This window comes from Vibrio sp. V19_P1S1T109, assembly GCF_002241375.1.
Classification (GTDB): Bacteria; Pseudomonadota; Gammaproteobacteria; order Enterobacterales; family Vibrionaceae; genus Vibrio; species Vibrio anguillarum.
Genome location: NZ_NDIM01000066.1, coordinates 1 through 15,179, shown reverse-complemented (window position 1 = coordinate 15,179; position 15,179 = coordinate 1). Strand labels below are relative to the sequence as shown.

12 protein-coding genes and 3 tRNA genes are annotated in these 15,179 nt (G+C 46.5%); 2 read left to right on the top strand and 13 right to left on the bottom strand.

The genetic code is table 11. The features are described 5' to 3' along the window. Positions 1–62 precede the first annotated feature (62 nt). The 13 genes from B9J87_RS03290 to cysP form a co-directional block, all read right to left on the bottom strand. Positions 63–155: transfer RNA gene (locus tag B9J87_RS03290), tRNA-Ser, on the bottom strand. A 31-nt stretch (positions 156–186) separates the two neighbouring features. Next, positions 187–263, bottom strand: a tRNA-Arg gene (locus B9J87_RS03285). 41 nt (positions 264–304) lie between these two features. Next, positions 305–397: transfer RNA gene (locus B9J87_RS03280), tRNA-Ser, on the bottom strand. A gap of 186 nt (positions 398–583) precedes the next feature. Continuing rightward, complete coding sequence (gene csrA / locus B9J87_RS03275) at positions 584–781, bottom strand: carbon storage regulator CsrA (RefSeq protein ID WP_010320440.1); 198 nt, start codon at positions 779–781, stop codon at positions 584–586. Positions 782–873: 92 nt separating this feature from the next. Further along, the gene (locus tag B9J87_RS03270; protein WP_064624385.1) at positions 874–2,061 is read right to left on the bottom strand and encodes an aspartate kinase; all 1,188 of its coding nucleotides are present in this window, start codon (positions 2,059–2,061) and stop codon (positions 874–876) included. A gap of 205 nt (positions 2,062–2,266) precedes the next feature. Beyond that, on the bottom strand, positions 2,267–4,849 hold the full coding sequence (gene alaS / locus B9J87_RS03265; protein WP_094149346.1) for an alanine--tRNA ligase: 2,583 nt from the start codon (positions 4,847–4,849) through the stop codon (positions 2,267–2,269). Positions 4,850–4,970: 121 nt separating this feature from the next. Then, complete coding sequence (recX, locus tag B9J87_RS03260) at positions 4,971–5,474, bottom strand: recombination regulator RecX (protein WP_081989676.1); 504 nt, start codon at positions 5,472–5,474, stop codon at positions 4,971–4,973. 35 nt (positions 5,475–5,509) lie between these two features. Then, the gene (gene recA, locus B9J87_RS03255) at positions 5,510–6,556 is read right to left on the bottom strand and encodes a recombinase RecA (RefSeq protein ID WP_010320444.1); all 1,047 of its coding nucleotides are present in this window, start codon (positions 6,554–6,556) and stop codon (positions 5,510–5,512) included. A gap of 133 nt (positions 6,557–6,689) precedes the next feature. Then, positions 6,690–7,181 carry a nicotinamide-nucleotide amidase gene (pncC, locus tag B9J87_RS03250; RefSeq protein WP_013857707.1) on the bottom strand — a complete coding sequence of 164 codons (492 nt, stop codon included), beginning with the start codon at positions 7,179–7,181 and terminating at the stop codon, positions 6,690–6,692. A 114-nt stretch (positions 7,182–7,295) separates the two neighbouring features. Further along, positions 7,296–8,423 carry a sulfate/molybdate ABC transporter ATP-binding protein gene (locus B9J87_RS03245; RefSeq protein ID WP_017043744.1) on the bottom strand — a complete coding sequence of 376 codons (1,128 nt, stop codon included), beginning with the start codon at positions 8,421–8,423 and terminating at the stop codon, positions 7,296–7,298. Next, positions 8,420–9,283, bottom strand: coding sequence for a sulfate ABC transporter permease subunit CysW (cysW, locus tag B9J87_RS03240; protein WP_017046720.1), 864 nt, complete (start codon positions 9,281–9,283; stop codon positions 8,420–8,422). Before cysW ends, B9J87_RS03245 begins: the two co-directional genes overlap by 4 nt. 10 nt (positions 9,284–9,293) lie before the next feature. Then, on the bottom strand, positions 9,294–10,151 hold the full coding sequence (gene cysT / locus B9J87_RS03235; protein ID WP_017046719.1) for a sulfate/thiosulfate ABC transporter permease CysT: 858 nt from the start codon (positions 10,149–10,151) through the stop codon (positions 9,294–9,296). Positions 10,152–10,217: 66 nt separating this feature from the next. Beyond that, positions 10,218–11,219, bottom strand: coding sequence for a thiosulfate ABC transporter substrate-binding protein CysP (cysP, locus tag B9J87_RS03230; protein ID WP_010320449.1), 1,002 nt, complete (start codon positions 11,217–11,219; stop codon positions 10,218–10,220). A 212-nt stretch (positions 11,220–11,431) separates the two neighbouring features. Here cysP and cysM point away from each other — a divergent pair, with 212 nt between their 5' ends. Beyond that, positions 11,432–12,322: a cysteine synthase CysM gene (gene cysM / locus B9J87_RS03225; protein ID WP_026027976.1), complete on the top strand. Its 891-nt coding sequence runs from the start codon at positions 11,432–11,434 to the stop codon at positions 12,320–12,322. Between the two features lie 243 nt (positions 12,323–12,565). Further along, on the top strand, positions 12,566–15,154 hold the full coding sequence (mutS, locus tag B9J87_RS03220) for a DNA mismatch repair protein MutS (protein WP_094149345.1): 2,589 nt from the start codon (positions 12,566–12,568) through the stop codon (positions 15,152–15,154). Positions 15,155–15,179 lie beyond the last annotated feature (25 nt).

Sequence of the window (15,179 nt, the reverse complement as noted above, 5' to 3'; positions counted from 1 at the left end):
GATGTGAATTACATCACAAAAATTTTATTTCTGAACAAAAAAATTGACTCATGGTCAATAAATGGCGGTGAGGGAGGGATTCGAACCCTCGATACGGCTATAAACCGTATACTCCCTTAGCAGGGGAGCGCCTTCGGCCTCTCGGCCACCTCACCGCATTTTCACATTCAATCTTACGAAAGAATATGGCGCGTCCTGGAGGATTCGAACCTCCGACCGCCTGGTTCGTAGCCAGGTACTCTATCCAGCTGAGCTAAGGACGCACATTGTTCTTTATTTGGATGCTAAACCAAATAAGCAAGAATGGCGGTGAGGGAGGGATTCGAACCCTCGATACGGCTATAAACCGTATACTCCCTTAGCAGGGGAGCGCCTTCGGCCTCTCGGCCACCTCACCGTCTTGCGGAGGCACATATTACTTTTTACCAAAAATATGTCAAACACTTTCTTGGTAAAAGCGACAAAAATCAAATCAACCGTTGGCTATTTAATCAAAGCGCTGTGAAATTAAACTTTTCTGTCATATCAGTGACTTCAAAGCATAAAAAAGGCCAGCAAAATTCGCTAGCCTTCCTTGTGATAATTAGTAGTTGCTAGGTGCAACACTACCATTACCTTTTTCAGCTTGAATGCGCATGTAGATTTCTTCACGGTGGACAGAAACCTCTTTCGGTGCATTCACACCGATACGCACTTGGTTACCTTTTACACCAAGAACTGTTACTGTCACTTCATCACCGATCATTAGTGTTTCGCCAACGCGGCGAGTCAAAATTAGCATTCTTTGCTCCTTGAGTAATCTCTGTATTATATTGCAACTGCGCTATTATCCACTAAAAGTTATATTTTCGTAAACTATCTATTAGTGCGCTCTCACCCTAAAGATGCATGTTTTAGGTGAGAAGCTAACAGCTCATCTGACCCTATATAGGCCTCATGTAAAATATTGGCTGCTTTATCAACATGTTGTGGCTGCATAACCAGCATTAACGATTGTTTATCAACCGAAAGAGAACTTACTTCTATTCCTTGTTCTGCCAGTAATTCACATGAGCGCTCAACTAATTCCTGAGCCAGCAAACCTACCGTGGTCAATAAACTAACGGGTTCACTATTACGGATTTTGTCATTGAAAACCAGAGCTAATTTAGCACAAGCGTCTCGTTTTATAATGACACCTGTCCATTCTGCCTCTTCGATCACACTCCACACTTCCACACCGAGCATTTGGCACTGCTTGGCTAAACTCGGGAAATGATCATGTTGCACAGTAATAAGCGCCATGTCGCGTTGAATCGCAATGCCACATACTGCTTTATGACACTGCTCACCTTTGATTAGACTGCCTGCGTTTACATCAAAAGTAGACAATACGCGTAAAGGAACTTCATTTTCCCACGCATATTGCACACAAGGTAAATGCAGAACTTTAGCGCCTTTACGTGCCATTTCTTCCATTGACGGGAAATCAACGATCTCTAATTTTTGAGCTGTTGCAACCACACGTGGATCACATGTGTAAACGCCATCCACATCAGTGAATATTTGACACTCATCGGCTTTAAGAGCTCCCGCTAGCGTCACAGCGCTAGTGTCAGAACCTCCACGTCCTAAAGTGGTGATATCCCCATTCTCATTCACACCCTGAAAACCCGCTACCACCACAATATGATCTTGTGCCAGCAACTCGGTAATCGTTCGAGTATCAATCATTTTAATCGTCGCGTCATTGTGTTGATTATCGGTCACAATGTTCGCTTGAGCTCCGGTTAGTGAGCGAGCTGAATAGCCTAATTTATTGAGTGTCATCGCTAATAGCGCCATAGACACTTGCTCACCAGCAGAGAGCAAAACATCAAGTTCCCTTGCAGTTGGTACACTATCGATTTGTTGTGCTAAGCCCAACAGTCGATTGGTTTCTCCTGACATTGCAGAAACAACTACAACAACTTGATTACCATCATTCTTCGCCTTAATGATGTGTTCAGCGACGGTATGGATTCGTTCTATTGAACCCACCGAGGTTCCGCCAAACTTTTGCACGATAAGGGGCTTTTTCACCTATCTTCACCTTCCCAAGACCAAAGTCTCATTAGGACCAAATCGAAAGCAGAGCACTATGTTGAGTATCGATTCAGTAGTTACAAAAACAAAACCAAGCAGATAACTGGCTCGTATCCTATTGCGCCAATTAGACCACTTGGTTTGGTAAATAAAATTACGCCCAATCAAAAAACAGTGATTGAGCGTGACTTATTACAACGGTTTATAGATGCTCAGCAATCCAAGCATCTACGGAAGCTAAAGCGCTAGGCAAGGCATTAACATCCGTACCTCCCGCTTGAGCCATATCCGGACGACCGCCACCTTTACCACCTACTTGCAAGGCAACCATATTTACCAGCTCCCCTGCTTTAACTTTGGCGGTAAGATCTTTGGTCACACCCGCAATCAAACCCACTTTATCATCAGCCACATTACCCAGCATGATAATGCCACTGCCTAACTGATTTTTTAGCTCATCAACCATACCACGCAGCGCTTTGTTATCGGCGCCATTAAGTTGAGCAACTAGTACTTTCACACCCGCAATTTCTTTTACATTGCTGATCAGATTGGCACTTTCTTTCGCTGCAAGCTTATCTTTTAACTGCTGCAACTCTTTTTCCAAAGATTTCGCTTTAGCCGCCATTTCAGCCACTTTGACTTCATATTGAGCCTGCTGTTGATCCAATAGATCCAGCGCGCCTTCACCCGTCACCGCTTCAATACGACGAATGCCAGCAGCAATACCGCCTTCAGAAACTATTTTGAATAGGCCGATGTCACCGGTGTTACTTGCGTGAATACCACCACACAGTTCGGTAGAGAAATCACCCATCGACAATACACGAACTTCATCGTCGTATTTTTCACCAAACAGTGCCATAGCACCTTTGGCTTTTGCCGCTTCGATGTCCATAATATTGGTTTCAATCGTGTGGTTACGGCGAATTTGCGCGTTCACTAGACGTTCCACTTCTTTTAGCTCTACGGGCGTCATTGCTTCTAAATGAGAGAAGTCAAAACGCAAGCTTTCCGCTTTTACCAATGAGCCTTTTTGCGCCACGTGCGAACCTAATACTTGGCGAAGTGCAGCATGCAACAAATGTGTGGCGGAGTGGTTCAGTGAAATTGCAGCGCGGCGCTTAGCATCAACAATGGCTTTCGCTTCATCGCCTTTGGCGAGTACGCCCTCGATAAGTTCACCGTGATGAGCAATGGCGTTGCCGAGTTTTTGTGTATCTTCAACTTTAAACAAGCCCGTGGCCGTTTGAATAACACCTGCATCACCACATTGACCACCGGATTCAGCGTAGAAAGGTGTTTCACCCAAGATCAAAATCGCTTTATCACCCGCAGATAGAGTGTCAACTTCATTGCCGTCAACAAACATAGCGGCAATGCGGCTCTCGCCTTGTGTCGCGCTGTAGCCACAGAAAGCGGTATTGGTATCAACTTTAATGATTGCATTGTAGTCAGTGCCAAATTGGCCCGCTTCACGCGCTCGTTGACGCTGCTCTTCCATCGCTTTTTCGAAACCTAGTTCGTCAATGGTCAGCTCACGTTCACGTGCAACATCATTAGTTAAATCAGCCGGAAAACCGTAGGTATCGTAAAGTTTAAAGACAGTTTCACCATCCAGTACGCTACCCTCTAAATTATCGAGTGCATCATTGAGGATCGCCATACCGCGTTCAAGAGTGCGACCGAAGTTCTCTTCTTCAATGCGCAGCACTTTTTCTACAAGCGCTTGCTGCTTTTTCAGTTCTTCACCAGCCGTTCCCATCACTTGTGCTAATGGGCCAACCAATTTGTGGAAGAAGGCACCTTGTGCGCCCAATTTATTACCATGACGCACCGCTCGACGAATAATCCGACGCAGTACATAGCCACGGCCTTCATTCGATGGCATCACACCATCCACAATCAAGAAAGCACAAGAACGGATGTGATCAGCAACAACGCGTAGCGATTGATTGGAAAGATCGTCATAACCCGTTACATCAGCGGCGGCTTTAATCAAGGCTTGAAACACATCAATTTCATAGTTTGAGTGAACACCCTGCATGATCGCAGAAATACGTTCAATACCCATACCGGTATCAACGGAAGGTTTTGGAAGTGGCTCCATCGTGCCATCGGCATGACGGTTAAACTGCATGAATACGTTGTTCCAAATTTCAATGAAACGATCGCCATCTTCCTCTGCAGAACCAGGAGGACCACCCCAGATATGATCGCCATGATCATAGAAAATTTCAGTACAAGGACCACACGGACCCGTGTCACCCATTTGCCAGAAGTTGTCTGACTCATAAGCTTTACCACCCGGTTTATCGCCAATGCGAATAATGCGCTCAGCCGGAATGCCTACTTTTTTATTCCAGATATCAAATGCTTCATCATCGGTTTCATACACGGTAACCAGTAGACGATCAGCGGGCAACTTGAGTGTTACAGTAAGAAACTCCCACGCGTATGCGATAGCGTCTTCTTTGAAGTAATCACCAAAGCTGAAGTTACCCAACATTTCAAAAAAGGTATGGTGACGAGCGGTAAAACCAACGTTTTCCAGATCGTTATGCTTACCACCAGCTCGCACACAACGTTGCGCCGTTGTTGCACGTGTATAAGCACGCTTTTCTAAACCAAGAAAACAATCTTTAAATTGGTTCATTCCTGCATTTGTGAACAACAGGGTTGGGTCATTAGCGGGGACTAATGATGAACTATCAACAATTTGGTGTCCTTTACTTTCAAAGAACGAGAGGAACGCGCGGCGAACCTCATCAGTGCTCATAAACATGCAGCTCTTCCTGAAATACTCAAGTTAGAATTTTGCGTTATTGTAAAGCATGGACAAGAGTTCGACTAGTTTTCTTATAGAAAAGGCATGGCAGGAAATAAATTGCAGATCAGACGAAGAGTTAAGCTTCCGATGATGATAAAGCGTAGCTAATTTGCTCGAAGCTAAAGCCTCGATACTGCAAAAAACGCACTTGTTTGGCATGTTCTTTTGAACCTTTTTCCGCAGGTTCTCTGAATTTTTTTTCAGCCACTGCTTTTGCCAATTCAAACCAATCTTGAGGCTCTTGATATAAAGCGGTTTCAATATCATCGCTACTGACTCTTTTTTGGCTCAGCTCTTGTCGAATACGCCGCTCACCATGACCTTTAGTGACATGTTGTCTTATTTGACTTGCGGCATAGCGCAGTTCATCCAAATAATGGTTCTCAAGGCAGTAACTCATTGTTTGAACGATAATTTCCGAATCATACCCTTTACTCATGAGCTTTTGCTGTAGCTCATGCTCGCTGTGATCTCGTCGGCTCAGTAATTGCAATGCGCACTCTTTGCACGATAACGTCGATTTGAATTTAGAGGAATACATACTGTCCCTATTAGTCATGGATAAAACAAAGCCCTGCATTGCAGGGCTTTGTTGAAATATAAACGTGGAGAATATTACAACTCTTCTTCTTGAGGCATTTCGCTCAAAATAGGTTCTTCAACAATTAACTCGGCTGGATTGAGCAGCATTTCACGTAACTTAGTATCAAGAGCCATAGCTGCAGCTGGATTCTCTCTCAAGAATTTACAGGCGTTTGCTTTACCTTGACCAATTTTATCACCGTTATAGCTATACCAAGCACCCGCTTTCTCAACCAATTTATGTTTCACGCCAAGATCAACCAATTCACCTTCACGGTTAAAACCTTGTCCGTAAAGAATTTGAGTATCCGCTTGTTTAAAGGGAGCCGCGATTTTGTTCTTAACCACTTTAATACGCGTTTCGTTACCCACGACTTCGTCACCCTCTTTAATAGAGCCTGTACGACGAATATCTAAACGAACTGAAGCGTAGAATTTAAGGGCATTACCACCTGTTGTGGTTTCAGGGTTACCAAACATCACACCAATTTTCATACGGATCTGGTTAATGAAGATGCACATGCAGTTGGACTGTTTTAGGTTACCCGTTAACTTACGCATCGCTTGAGAAAGCATACGTGCTTGCAAGCCCATGTGGCTATCGCCCATTTCACCTTCAATTTCAGCTTTTGGTGTCAGTGCAGCCACAGAGTCAATGACGATAACATCAATGGCACCAGAACGGGCCAAGGCATCACAAATTTCAAGCGCTTGTTCACCCGTATCAGGTTGTGAAACCAACAGCTCATCGATGTTCACACCCAGTTTTTTAGCATAAATTGGGTCAAGGGCATGTTCTGCATCGATAAAAGCACAGGTTTTACCCACTCGTTGTGCTGCTGCGATCAATTCCAGCGTTAACGTTGTTTTTCCTGATGATTCAGGGCCGTAGACTTCAACGATACGTCCCATTGGTAAACCGCCAGCACCCAATGCAATATCCAAAGAAAGTGAACCGGTAGAAATGGTTTCAACATCCATTGTACGGTTGTCACCAAGGCGCATGATCGAACCTTTACCAAATTGCTTTTCAATTTGACCCAGTGCTGCGGCTAGCGCCTTCTGCTTATTTTCGTCCATTACTTTCTCCAAACTGTCGCTGTGGGTAGCGGCTCGTTAAATTTTTTATCGACTCTTTAGTCGCCAATTGGGGTTAATTATACTGTTGATTCATACAGTGTCTATAGCTGTGTCGAAAAAATTTCGACTAGGTTCAATTTGGCTGCGATAAAAAGTGACTCACCACTTGTAATGCATGAGTAATCGCCTGCTTGCGCACCTGTGCGCGATCGCCTTTAAAACAAAGCGTCTCAGCACGTTCCCAGCCTTGCTTAGAAGCCCATGCAAAGCATACGGTTCCCACTGGTTTTTCTGCGCTACCACCGTCAGGACCAGCAATACCACTGATCGCTACACCAATAGTGGCTTGGGAATGCAAAAGTGCTCCTTGTACCATTTCGCGCACCACGGGTTCTGAAACCGCGCCAAAATCCACCAGTGTCTGTGCTTTGACACCGAGCATCTCTTGTTTAGCGAGATTACTGTAGGTCACAAACGATCGTTCAAACCAAGCCGAACTTCCTGCAACCTCGGTAAGTGCAAATGCCACACCACCGCCAGTGCATGATTCAGCACTGGTGAGGATCTCTTTTTGTGCTAACAATTGCTGACCTAATTGTTCACTTAATGCAAAAATCGCTTTCATTACGCCCTCTCCAAAGCCACGTTATTTTCGCTTGAACCTTTATAGCAGATTGAATCATCAGAAAACAGAATGGGCACGCAAGCGTACCCATTCTGAATCGTTCGTCCGTTGTATTTAGATCTCAAACATTAAACTATCTGCGTCTAAGAATGGCCAACGAATGGTGTGCGGAGTGCTGCTCTCCCCACCAAAAAAGTAGCCCACTTGTGGTGTAGCAAAGGTTTTGTCGCCTCGTGTGAGTGGTTGTTCACTCAATGCTCTATGGGTTAATTTTGCTTCCCATAATTGCTCACTCTCCCAGCCGACTGGCGCGAGTTCCACTCGCACTTCCGCGCCAACAGGATTGACAGAGACCACTTCAAAAGGCAATGAAGCTTGGCTATTTTGTTTGTTCGATAGGCTCAACTCATGGCTGCGCACATACAACTTTCCTGATTGATTAATCGCGTGATCTTTCGGCGGTAAGATAAACGATTGGCCATTGACCCACTGCTCGTTATTCCAGTTGGCTTGGAATACATTCACATTGCCAAAAAAGTCAAAGACGAAGCGACTGTTCGGTTGAGCATAAAGCTGCACTGGCGAGTCGATCTGTTCGATGCGGCCATTGCTCATCACGACCACGCGATCAGAGAGCTCAAGTGCTTCATCTTGATCGTGGGTGACAAATACGCTCGTAAAACCGAGCTCTTCATGCAAGCTGCGCAACCAGCGGCGCAATTCTTTACGCACTTTGGCATCCAGTGCGCCAAAAGGCTCATCCAGCAGTAGCACTTCCGGCTTTGTTGCAAGGGCGCGAGCCAAGGCGATGCGCTGCTTTTGCCCGCCGGACAGTTGTTCAGGATAGCGCTCAGCTAAATGGCCAAGTTGTACAATATCCAATAGCTGTTTGACTCTTTTGGTGATCTCCGCCGCCGCTGGTCTATGACGGCGATCCATCACTTGCAAACCAAACGCGACATTGTCGGCCACCGTCATATGACGAAAAAGTGCGTAGTTTTGGAACACAAAGCCAACTCGGCGCTCGCGGACGTGGACATGAGTCACATCGCGATCTCTAAAATGAATGGTTCCACTATCAGCACCTTCAAGGCCGGCAATAATGCGCAACAAAGTGGTTTTGCCTGAGCCTGAAGGACCAAGTAAGCCAATCATCTCGCCATCATCAATCTGTAACGAGAGCGGAGAGAGCGCTTGAAATTGACCAAATTGTTTGGAAATGTTGTCTAAACGTATACTCATACCGTCTCTTGCTCTCTGTTCGTTTTTGTCTGATTGTTGTGTTGACGCCATTCAACATAAGCTTTAAAAACTAAGGTTAATAATGCAATGAAAGCCAATAGTGAGGCGCTAGCAAACGCCGCTTCCGATTGATAATCTTCATACAGTAGCTGCACATGTAGCGGTAAGGTATTGGTTTCACCACGAATATTGCCAGACACAACCGCTACTGCGCCAAATTCACCAATGGCACGCGCATTGGTTAGGATGACACCGTAAATCAGTGCCCATTTAATATTCGGTAAGGTGACGCGACGAAACAGTTGCCACCAAGATGCACCCAAAATAACCGCGGCTTCTTCATCCGAGCGGCCTTGCTGCTGCATCAGCGGGATCAGCTCACGAGCAACAAACGGGCAAGTCACAAAGACCGTGACCAATAAAATTCCCGGCCAAGCAAACATCACTTGCAGATCGCGCTCAAACAACCACTCGCCCAACCAACCACTGCTGCCGTAAAGCAGTAAATACAGAAGGCCTGCAACAACCGGTGATACGGCAAACGGAATATCAATTAAAGTGGTTAATATTTTTCTACCCGGAAATTCAAAACGAGTCACTGCCCAAGCTAATAACACGCCGAACACTAAGTTAATTGGCACCGTGAGTAGCGCAACTAGCAAAGTTAAACCAATGGCATGACGCGTATCAGGTTCAATTAAATGACTAATATAAGTCGATAAACCACTGGCAAAGGCTTGTTTGAAAATGCTCACTAGCGGGATAATCAGCAACAATGCAACCCAAAACAGCGCAAAGCCAATCAAACTCCACTTCACCCAAGGTGCTTCTCCGACTCGTAACGGTTGATGTGCTTTCATCATCGGTTCCTTAACGTCCATGAATTCGACGCAGGTATGCGCCTTGCCATAGATTGATCAGTAGTAGCAGCGATAACGATGCCATCAATACTACCGAGGCAATGGCACTCGCCGCCGGAAAATCAAATTCTTGTAAGCGTACAAAAATCATTAATGAGGTAATTTCACTGACGTAAGGCATATTGCCCGCAATGAAAATCACTGCACCAAACTCGCCCAAGCTACGCGTAAATGAGAGTGCAATACCAACCAATAGTGCTGGACGAATCGAAGGCATGATCACTTTCCAAAATACGGCGCTGTCTGATGCGCCTAACGTCATTCCCGCTTCTTCCTCTTCTTTGGATATCTCTTCCAAGACGGGTTGTACCGTGCGCACCACAAACGGAATACTGGTAAACGCCATCGCGACAACAATCCCCAAGGGGGTATAAGCCACTTTAATTCCAAGCTCGCCAAGTACGCTGCCCACCCAGCCATTGGATGAGTAAAGCGTCGCCAACGTGATGCCTGCAACGGCGGTAGGCAAAGCAAACGGTAAATCGACTAAAGCATCAAGAATACGTTTGCCATAAAAATCATAACGAACCAGCACCCAAGCGAGCAATAATCCTAGCAAGCCATTAAACAATGAGGCGATGAGTGCCGCGCCCACCGTTACTTTGTAACTGGCCAGTACACGAGGGTCCGCCACCACCTGCCAATACTCGGTGAGCGACATTTGGCTCGTTTGCATAATCAAACCACTGGCGGGCAATAGCAGCACTAAGCTGACAAAAAACAGCGAAGTACCGAGGCTAATACCAAATCCGGGTAGCACCCTTTTATGGCGTGGGCGAGATAAAGAAGCGGTGAAGGAATGGCTCATAAACCCTCGAAACAAAACGGATGCGTAAGAAAACCACCCACACTCAGCGCAGGTGGCGATGACGAATTAACGACGTTGAAGTTGGTCAAGCTTCGCGCCATTGGCAAAATGAAGTTTCATGGCATTTTCCCACCCGCCAGCAATGCTCTCAACTGTTAGCAATTCAACTTCAGGGAAGCGATCAGCAAATTCTGCGTTCACTTTTTCATCATGAACGCGGTAATTAAACCCAGCCAGCAAACGTTGCGCTTCTTCACTGTACAGATAAGCGAGATATTCGTTGGCTACCTCAAGCGTGCCTTTACGCTTGGCATTTTTTTCCACCACGGCCACGGGAAACTCGGCCAAGATAGAGGTCTTAGGTACCACAACTTGATATTCATCCACTCCATACTGCTGACGAATATTGTTCACTTCAGATTCAAACGTAATCAGCACATCGCCAATGCCACGTTCAACAAACGAAGTAGTCGCACCACGGCCACCAGTATCAAATACCGCTACATTAGCTAAAAATTGTTTGAGGAATTGATCCTGCTCGGCTTGGTTTTCTTTGCCAAAAGTCTTTTGTGCATAACCGACCGCGGCCAAATAGGTATAACGTGCATTACCTGAGGTTTTAGGATTGGGGAATACAGAAGCCACATCAGCTTTGGCGAGATCGCCCCAATCTTGAATATTTTTTGGATTTCCCTTGCGCACTAAAAATGCGGTCGTGGAGTAGTAAGGTGAGCTTGCATTGGGCAATTTTTCTTGCCAATTAGCATCGATAAGCTTGCCGCGATCGTGCAGCACCTGAACATCCGTTACCTGATTGAATGTCACTACATCGGCGGCTAACCCCTGCAAAATTGAGCGAGCTTGCGCAGATGACCCACCGTGCGACTGTTTGATCTCCACTGTTTGGCCTGTCTTTTGTTGCCAGTGTTTTTCAAACACTGGGTTATAAGAAGCAAACAGCTCGCGAGCGATGTCGTACGATGAGTTGAGAATGGTTTGATCCGCGGCCGAAACATTCAACGATCCTACGGCTAATAAGCTGGCTAAGGCTGACTTGATGAACTTCATATATTGCTACTCCCTAATCACTACGGCCAAAATGGCGTCCTTGGCAATTAGAGTATGAGGAAAATGAATTATAACAAAGAGGATAACTAGAACTTTTTGGAATAAACTCTAGCAATAAATTGTATGCCAATTACCAGCACGACTTTATAGTAGTGTTCGGTAAGGTGGATACGTCATCTTACTCTTCCGACTAAAAAATTAAGGACAACATGATGGCGGACTTTCCAACGATTGAAGCATATGTCGGGCAAACGCCTTTAGTTCGCTTGCAACGACTGGCGGCTCACACCTCAAGCACCGTATTGGTCAAGCTAGAAGGCAATAACCCAGCAGGTTCAGTCAAAGATCGCCCAGCGCTCAATATGATAGTGCAAGCAGAGCGTCGCCAAGAGCTCCAACCGGGCGATACCATCATTGAAGCGACCAGCGGCAACACGGGTATTGCGCTGGCAATGGCGGCCGCCATCAAAGGCTACAAAATGATTTTAATCATGCCAGATAATGCCACCCAAGAGCGTAAAGACGCGATGAAAGCGTATGGTTGTGAGCTCATTTTAGTCAGCAAAGAGCAAGGCATGGAAGGAGCGCGCGATTTAGCATTAAAAATGCAAAGTGAAGGTAAAGGAAAAGTACTCGATCAATTCAATAACCCCGACAACCCGCAAGCTCATTTCGATTCTACTGGCCCAGAAATTTGGCAACAAAGCCACGGGGAAATCACCCACTTTGTCTCAAGTATGGGCACAACGGGCACCATCATGGGCACTTCTCGCTATCTAAAAACGCAAAATCCAGAGATAAGCATTGTCGGTTTACAACCAGCAGAAGGCAGTGCAATTCCGGGCATTCGCCGCTGGCCTCAAGCTTATTTACCCGGTATTTTTGAATCATCACGTGTTGATGTGGTACTCGATATCGAAGAGCAAGATGCCATCAATACGGCTCGTGCTTTGGCAACCCAAGAAGGCATTTGCGCTGGCGTCAGCTCTGGAGGCGCCGTTTTCGCTGCGTTACAAATCGCGCAACAAAATCCAGGAGCGGTGGTCGTCGCCATCATTTGCGATCGAGGCGATCGTTATCTCTCATCCGGTCTTTTTTCTTAGATCAAATCTCCAACCCAACGGGCTAATCAGTGCTGAACGCGCTCATCACTTTTTAGCCCTTGGCTTTGCTTCCACATCAGCATCCCTTGATTGCTCAGCAATAGCGAAGTTTGTTATCCTCTCCAACTATTTAAATGCATGTTCTGACGATTCTTTCTAACTCATGTCAGAGCTAAGGCCGCTGCCATTCCTGTACAGTGGTCATTTTCACAGTCAGCCATTGATAATCGAGTGACGAATAACATGAGCAAATCCAGCGCATCTTCCGCCGAGTCTTCACCACAGCACACCCCGATGATGCGGCAATATCTGCAATTGAAAGCCGAAAACCCCGATATTCTGCTCTTTTATCGGATGGGCGATTTCTACGAGCTGTTTTACGATGACGCTAAACGCGCATCGCAATTGCTGGAAATATCACTCACCAAACGCGGTGCTTCTGCGGGTGAACCTATTCCAATGGCGGGCGTTCCCTATCACGCTGTGGAAGGTTACTTAGCGAAATTGGTACAGCAGGGCGAATCCGTCGCGATTTGTGAACAAATTGGCGATCCTGCCACCAGCAAAGGCCCCGTTGAGCGTAAAGTGGTGCGGATTGTCACGCCCGGTACGGTCACGGATGAAGCCTTGCTCTCTGAGCGAGTCGATAACTTAATTGCCGCCATCTACCACCACGATGGTCGCTTTGGCTACACAACCTTAGACATCACTTCAGGGCGCTTCCAACTGAGTGAGCCAGAAACCGAAGAGGCGATGGCCGCCGAACTGCAACGCACCGCACCGCGCGAACTGCTCTTCCCTGAAGATTTCACGCCAGTCACTTTAATGGGCAATCGCAAAGGAAACCGTCGCCGCCCTATTTGGGAATTTGAGTTAGAGACAGCAAAACAGCAGTTGAACCAACAATTTGGTACGCGTGATTTGGTCGGTTTTGGCGTAGAACAGGCTAAACTGGGCTTATGCGCCGCTGGCTGCTTGATTCAATACGTGAAAGATACGCAGCGCACTGCACTGCCTCATATTCGTTCACTGACGTTTGATCGCCAAGATCACTCGGTGATCTTAGATGCCGCCACGCGCCGTAATTTAGAGATCACGCAGAACTTGTCCGGTGGCTTTGATAACACCTTAGCGGAAGTGCTCGATCATTGCGCCACCCCAATGGGCAGCCGCATGCTCAAACGCTGGTTACACCAACCGATGCGCTGTATTGATACGCTGAATCAACGCCTTGATGCGATCGGCGAGTTGAAACAGCTTGCTCTGTTTAGTGAATTACAACCTGTGCTGAAACAGATTGGCGATATTGAACGTATTCTTGCTCGTTTGGCATTGCGTTCCGCTCGCCCAAGAGACTTAGCACGCCTGCGACATGCGATGCAGCAATTGCCGCAGCTCAGTGAAATACTGCAACCCTTATCGCAACCCCACTTAGTTCAGTTAACTCATCATGTACAGCCATTGGATGAGCTGTGCACACTGCTTGAGCGAGCAATCAAAGACAACCCACCAGTTGTGATTCGTGATGGTGGCGTGATTGCCGATGGCTACAGCGCCGAACTGGATGAATGGCGTGATTTAGCCAACGGCGCAACCGAATACTTGAATAAATTAGAAGCTGAAGAGCGCGAACATCACGGCATTGATACGCTAAAAGTCGGCTACAACGCGATTCACGGTTTCTACATTCAAGTCAGCCGTGGCCAGAGTCACCTTGTTCCTCCCCACTATGTGCGCCGCCAAACGCTGAAAAATGCCGAGCGTTATATTATTGCCGAGCTAAAAGCGCATGAAGATAAAGTGCTCAACTCGAAATCAAAAGCACTGGCAGTGGAAAAGCAGCTTTGGGAAGAGTTATTTGACTTATTGTTGCCTCATTTAGAGCAGATGCAAAACCTTGCATCTTCGCTATCGCAGCTCGATGTGTTGCAAAACCTTGCCGAGCGCGCTGAAAGCTTAGACTACTGTCGCCCGACCTTGAGTAAAGAGCCAGCGATCCATATTCAAGCGGGCCGTCACCCTGTCGTTGAGCAAGTGATGAATGACCCCTTCATTGCCAACCCAATTGAGCTCAATCCGCAACGAAAAATGTTGATCATTACCGGGCCTAACATGGGCGGTAAATCGACCTACATGCGCCAAACTGCATTGATTACTTTATTAGCGCATATCGGTTGTTATGTACCAGCGGAAGCAGCATGCATCGGTTCGATTGACCGCATCTTCACCCGCATTGGTGCATCGGACGATCTCGCCTCTGGTCGCTCTACTTTCATGGTTGAAATGACCGAAACTGCCAACATTTTGCATAATGCGACACAAAATAGCTTGGTATTGATGGATGAAATTGGCCGCGGCACCAGTACCTATGATGGGTTATCATTGGCTTGGGCAAGTGCACAATGGCTCGCAAGCCAAATTGGCGCGCTAACGCTATTTGCCACTCATTATTTTGAACTGACCGAGCTGCCAAACCAGCTACCTCACTTAGCCAACGTGCATTTAGATGCCGTGGAACATGGCGATAGCATTGCCTTTATGCATGCGGTTCAAGAAGGAGCGGCAAGTAAATCTTACGGCCTAGCAGTGGCAGGTCTTGCTGGCGTGCCTAAAACAGTGATCAAAAACGCGCGCGCTAAACTGTCGCAGCTTGAATTACTAAGCCAGCAACAACCTAATAGCAGTAAAAGCTCAACTGTAGATATTGCTAATCAACTCAGTTTGATCCCAGACCCAAGCGAAGTCGAACAGGCATTAGCAGCTATTGATCCTGACGATCTAACGCCTCGCCAAGCGTTAGAAGCACTTTATCGCTTGAAGAAGCTAATGTAACAATCTGATATTAAAAATAAAAAAG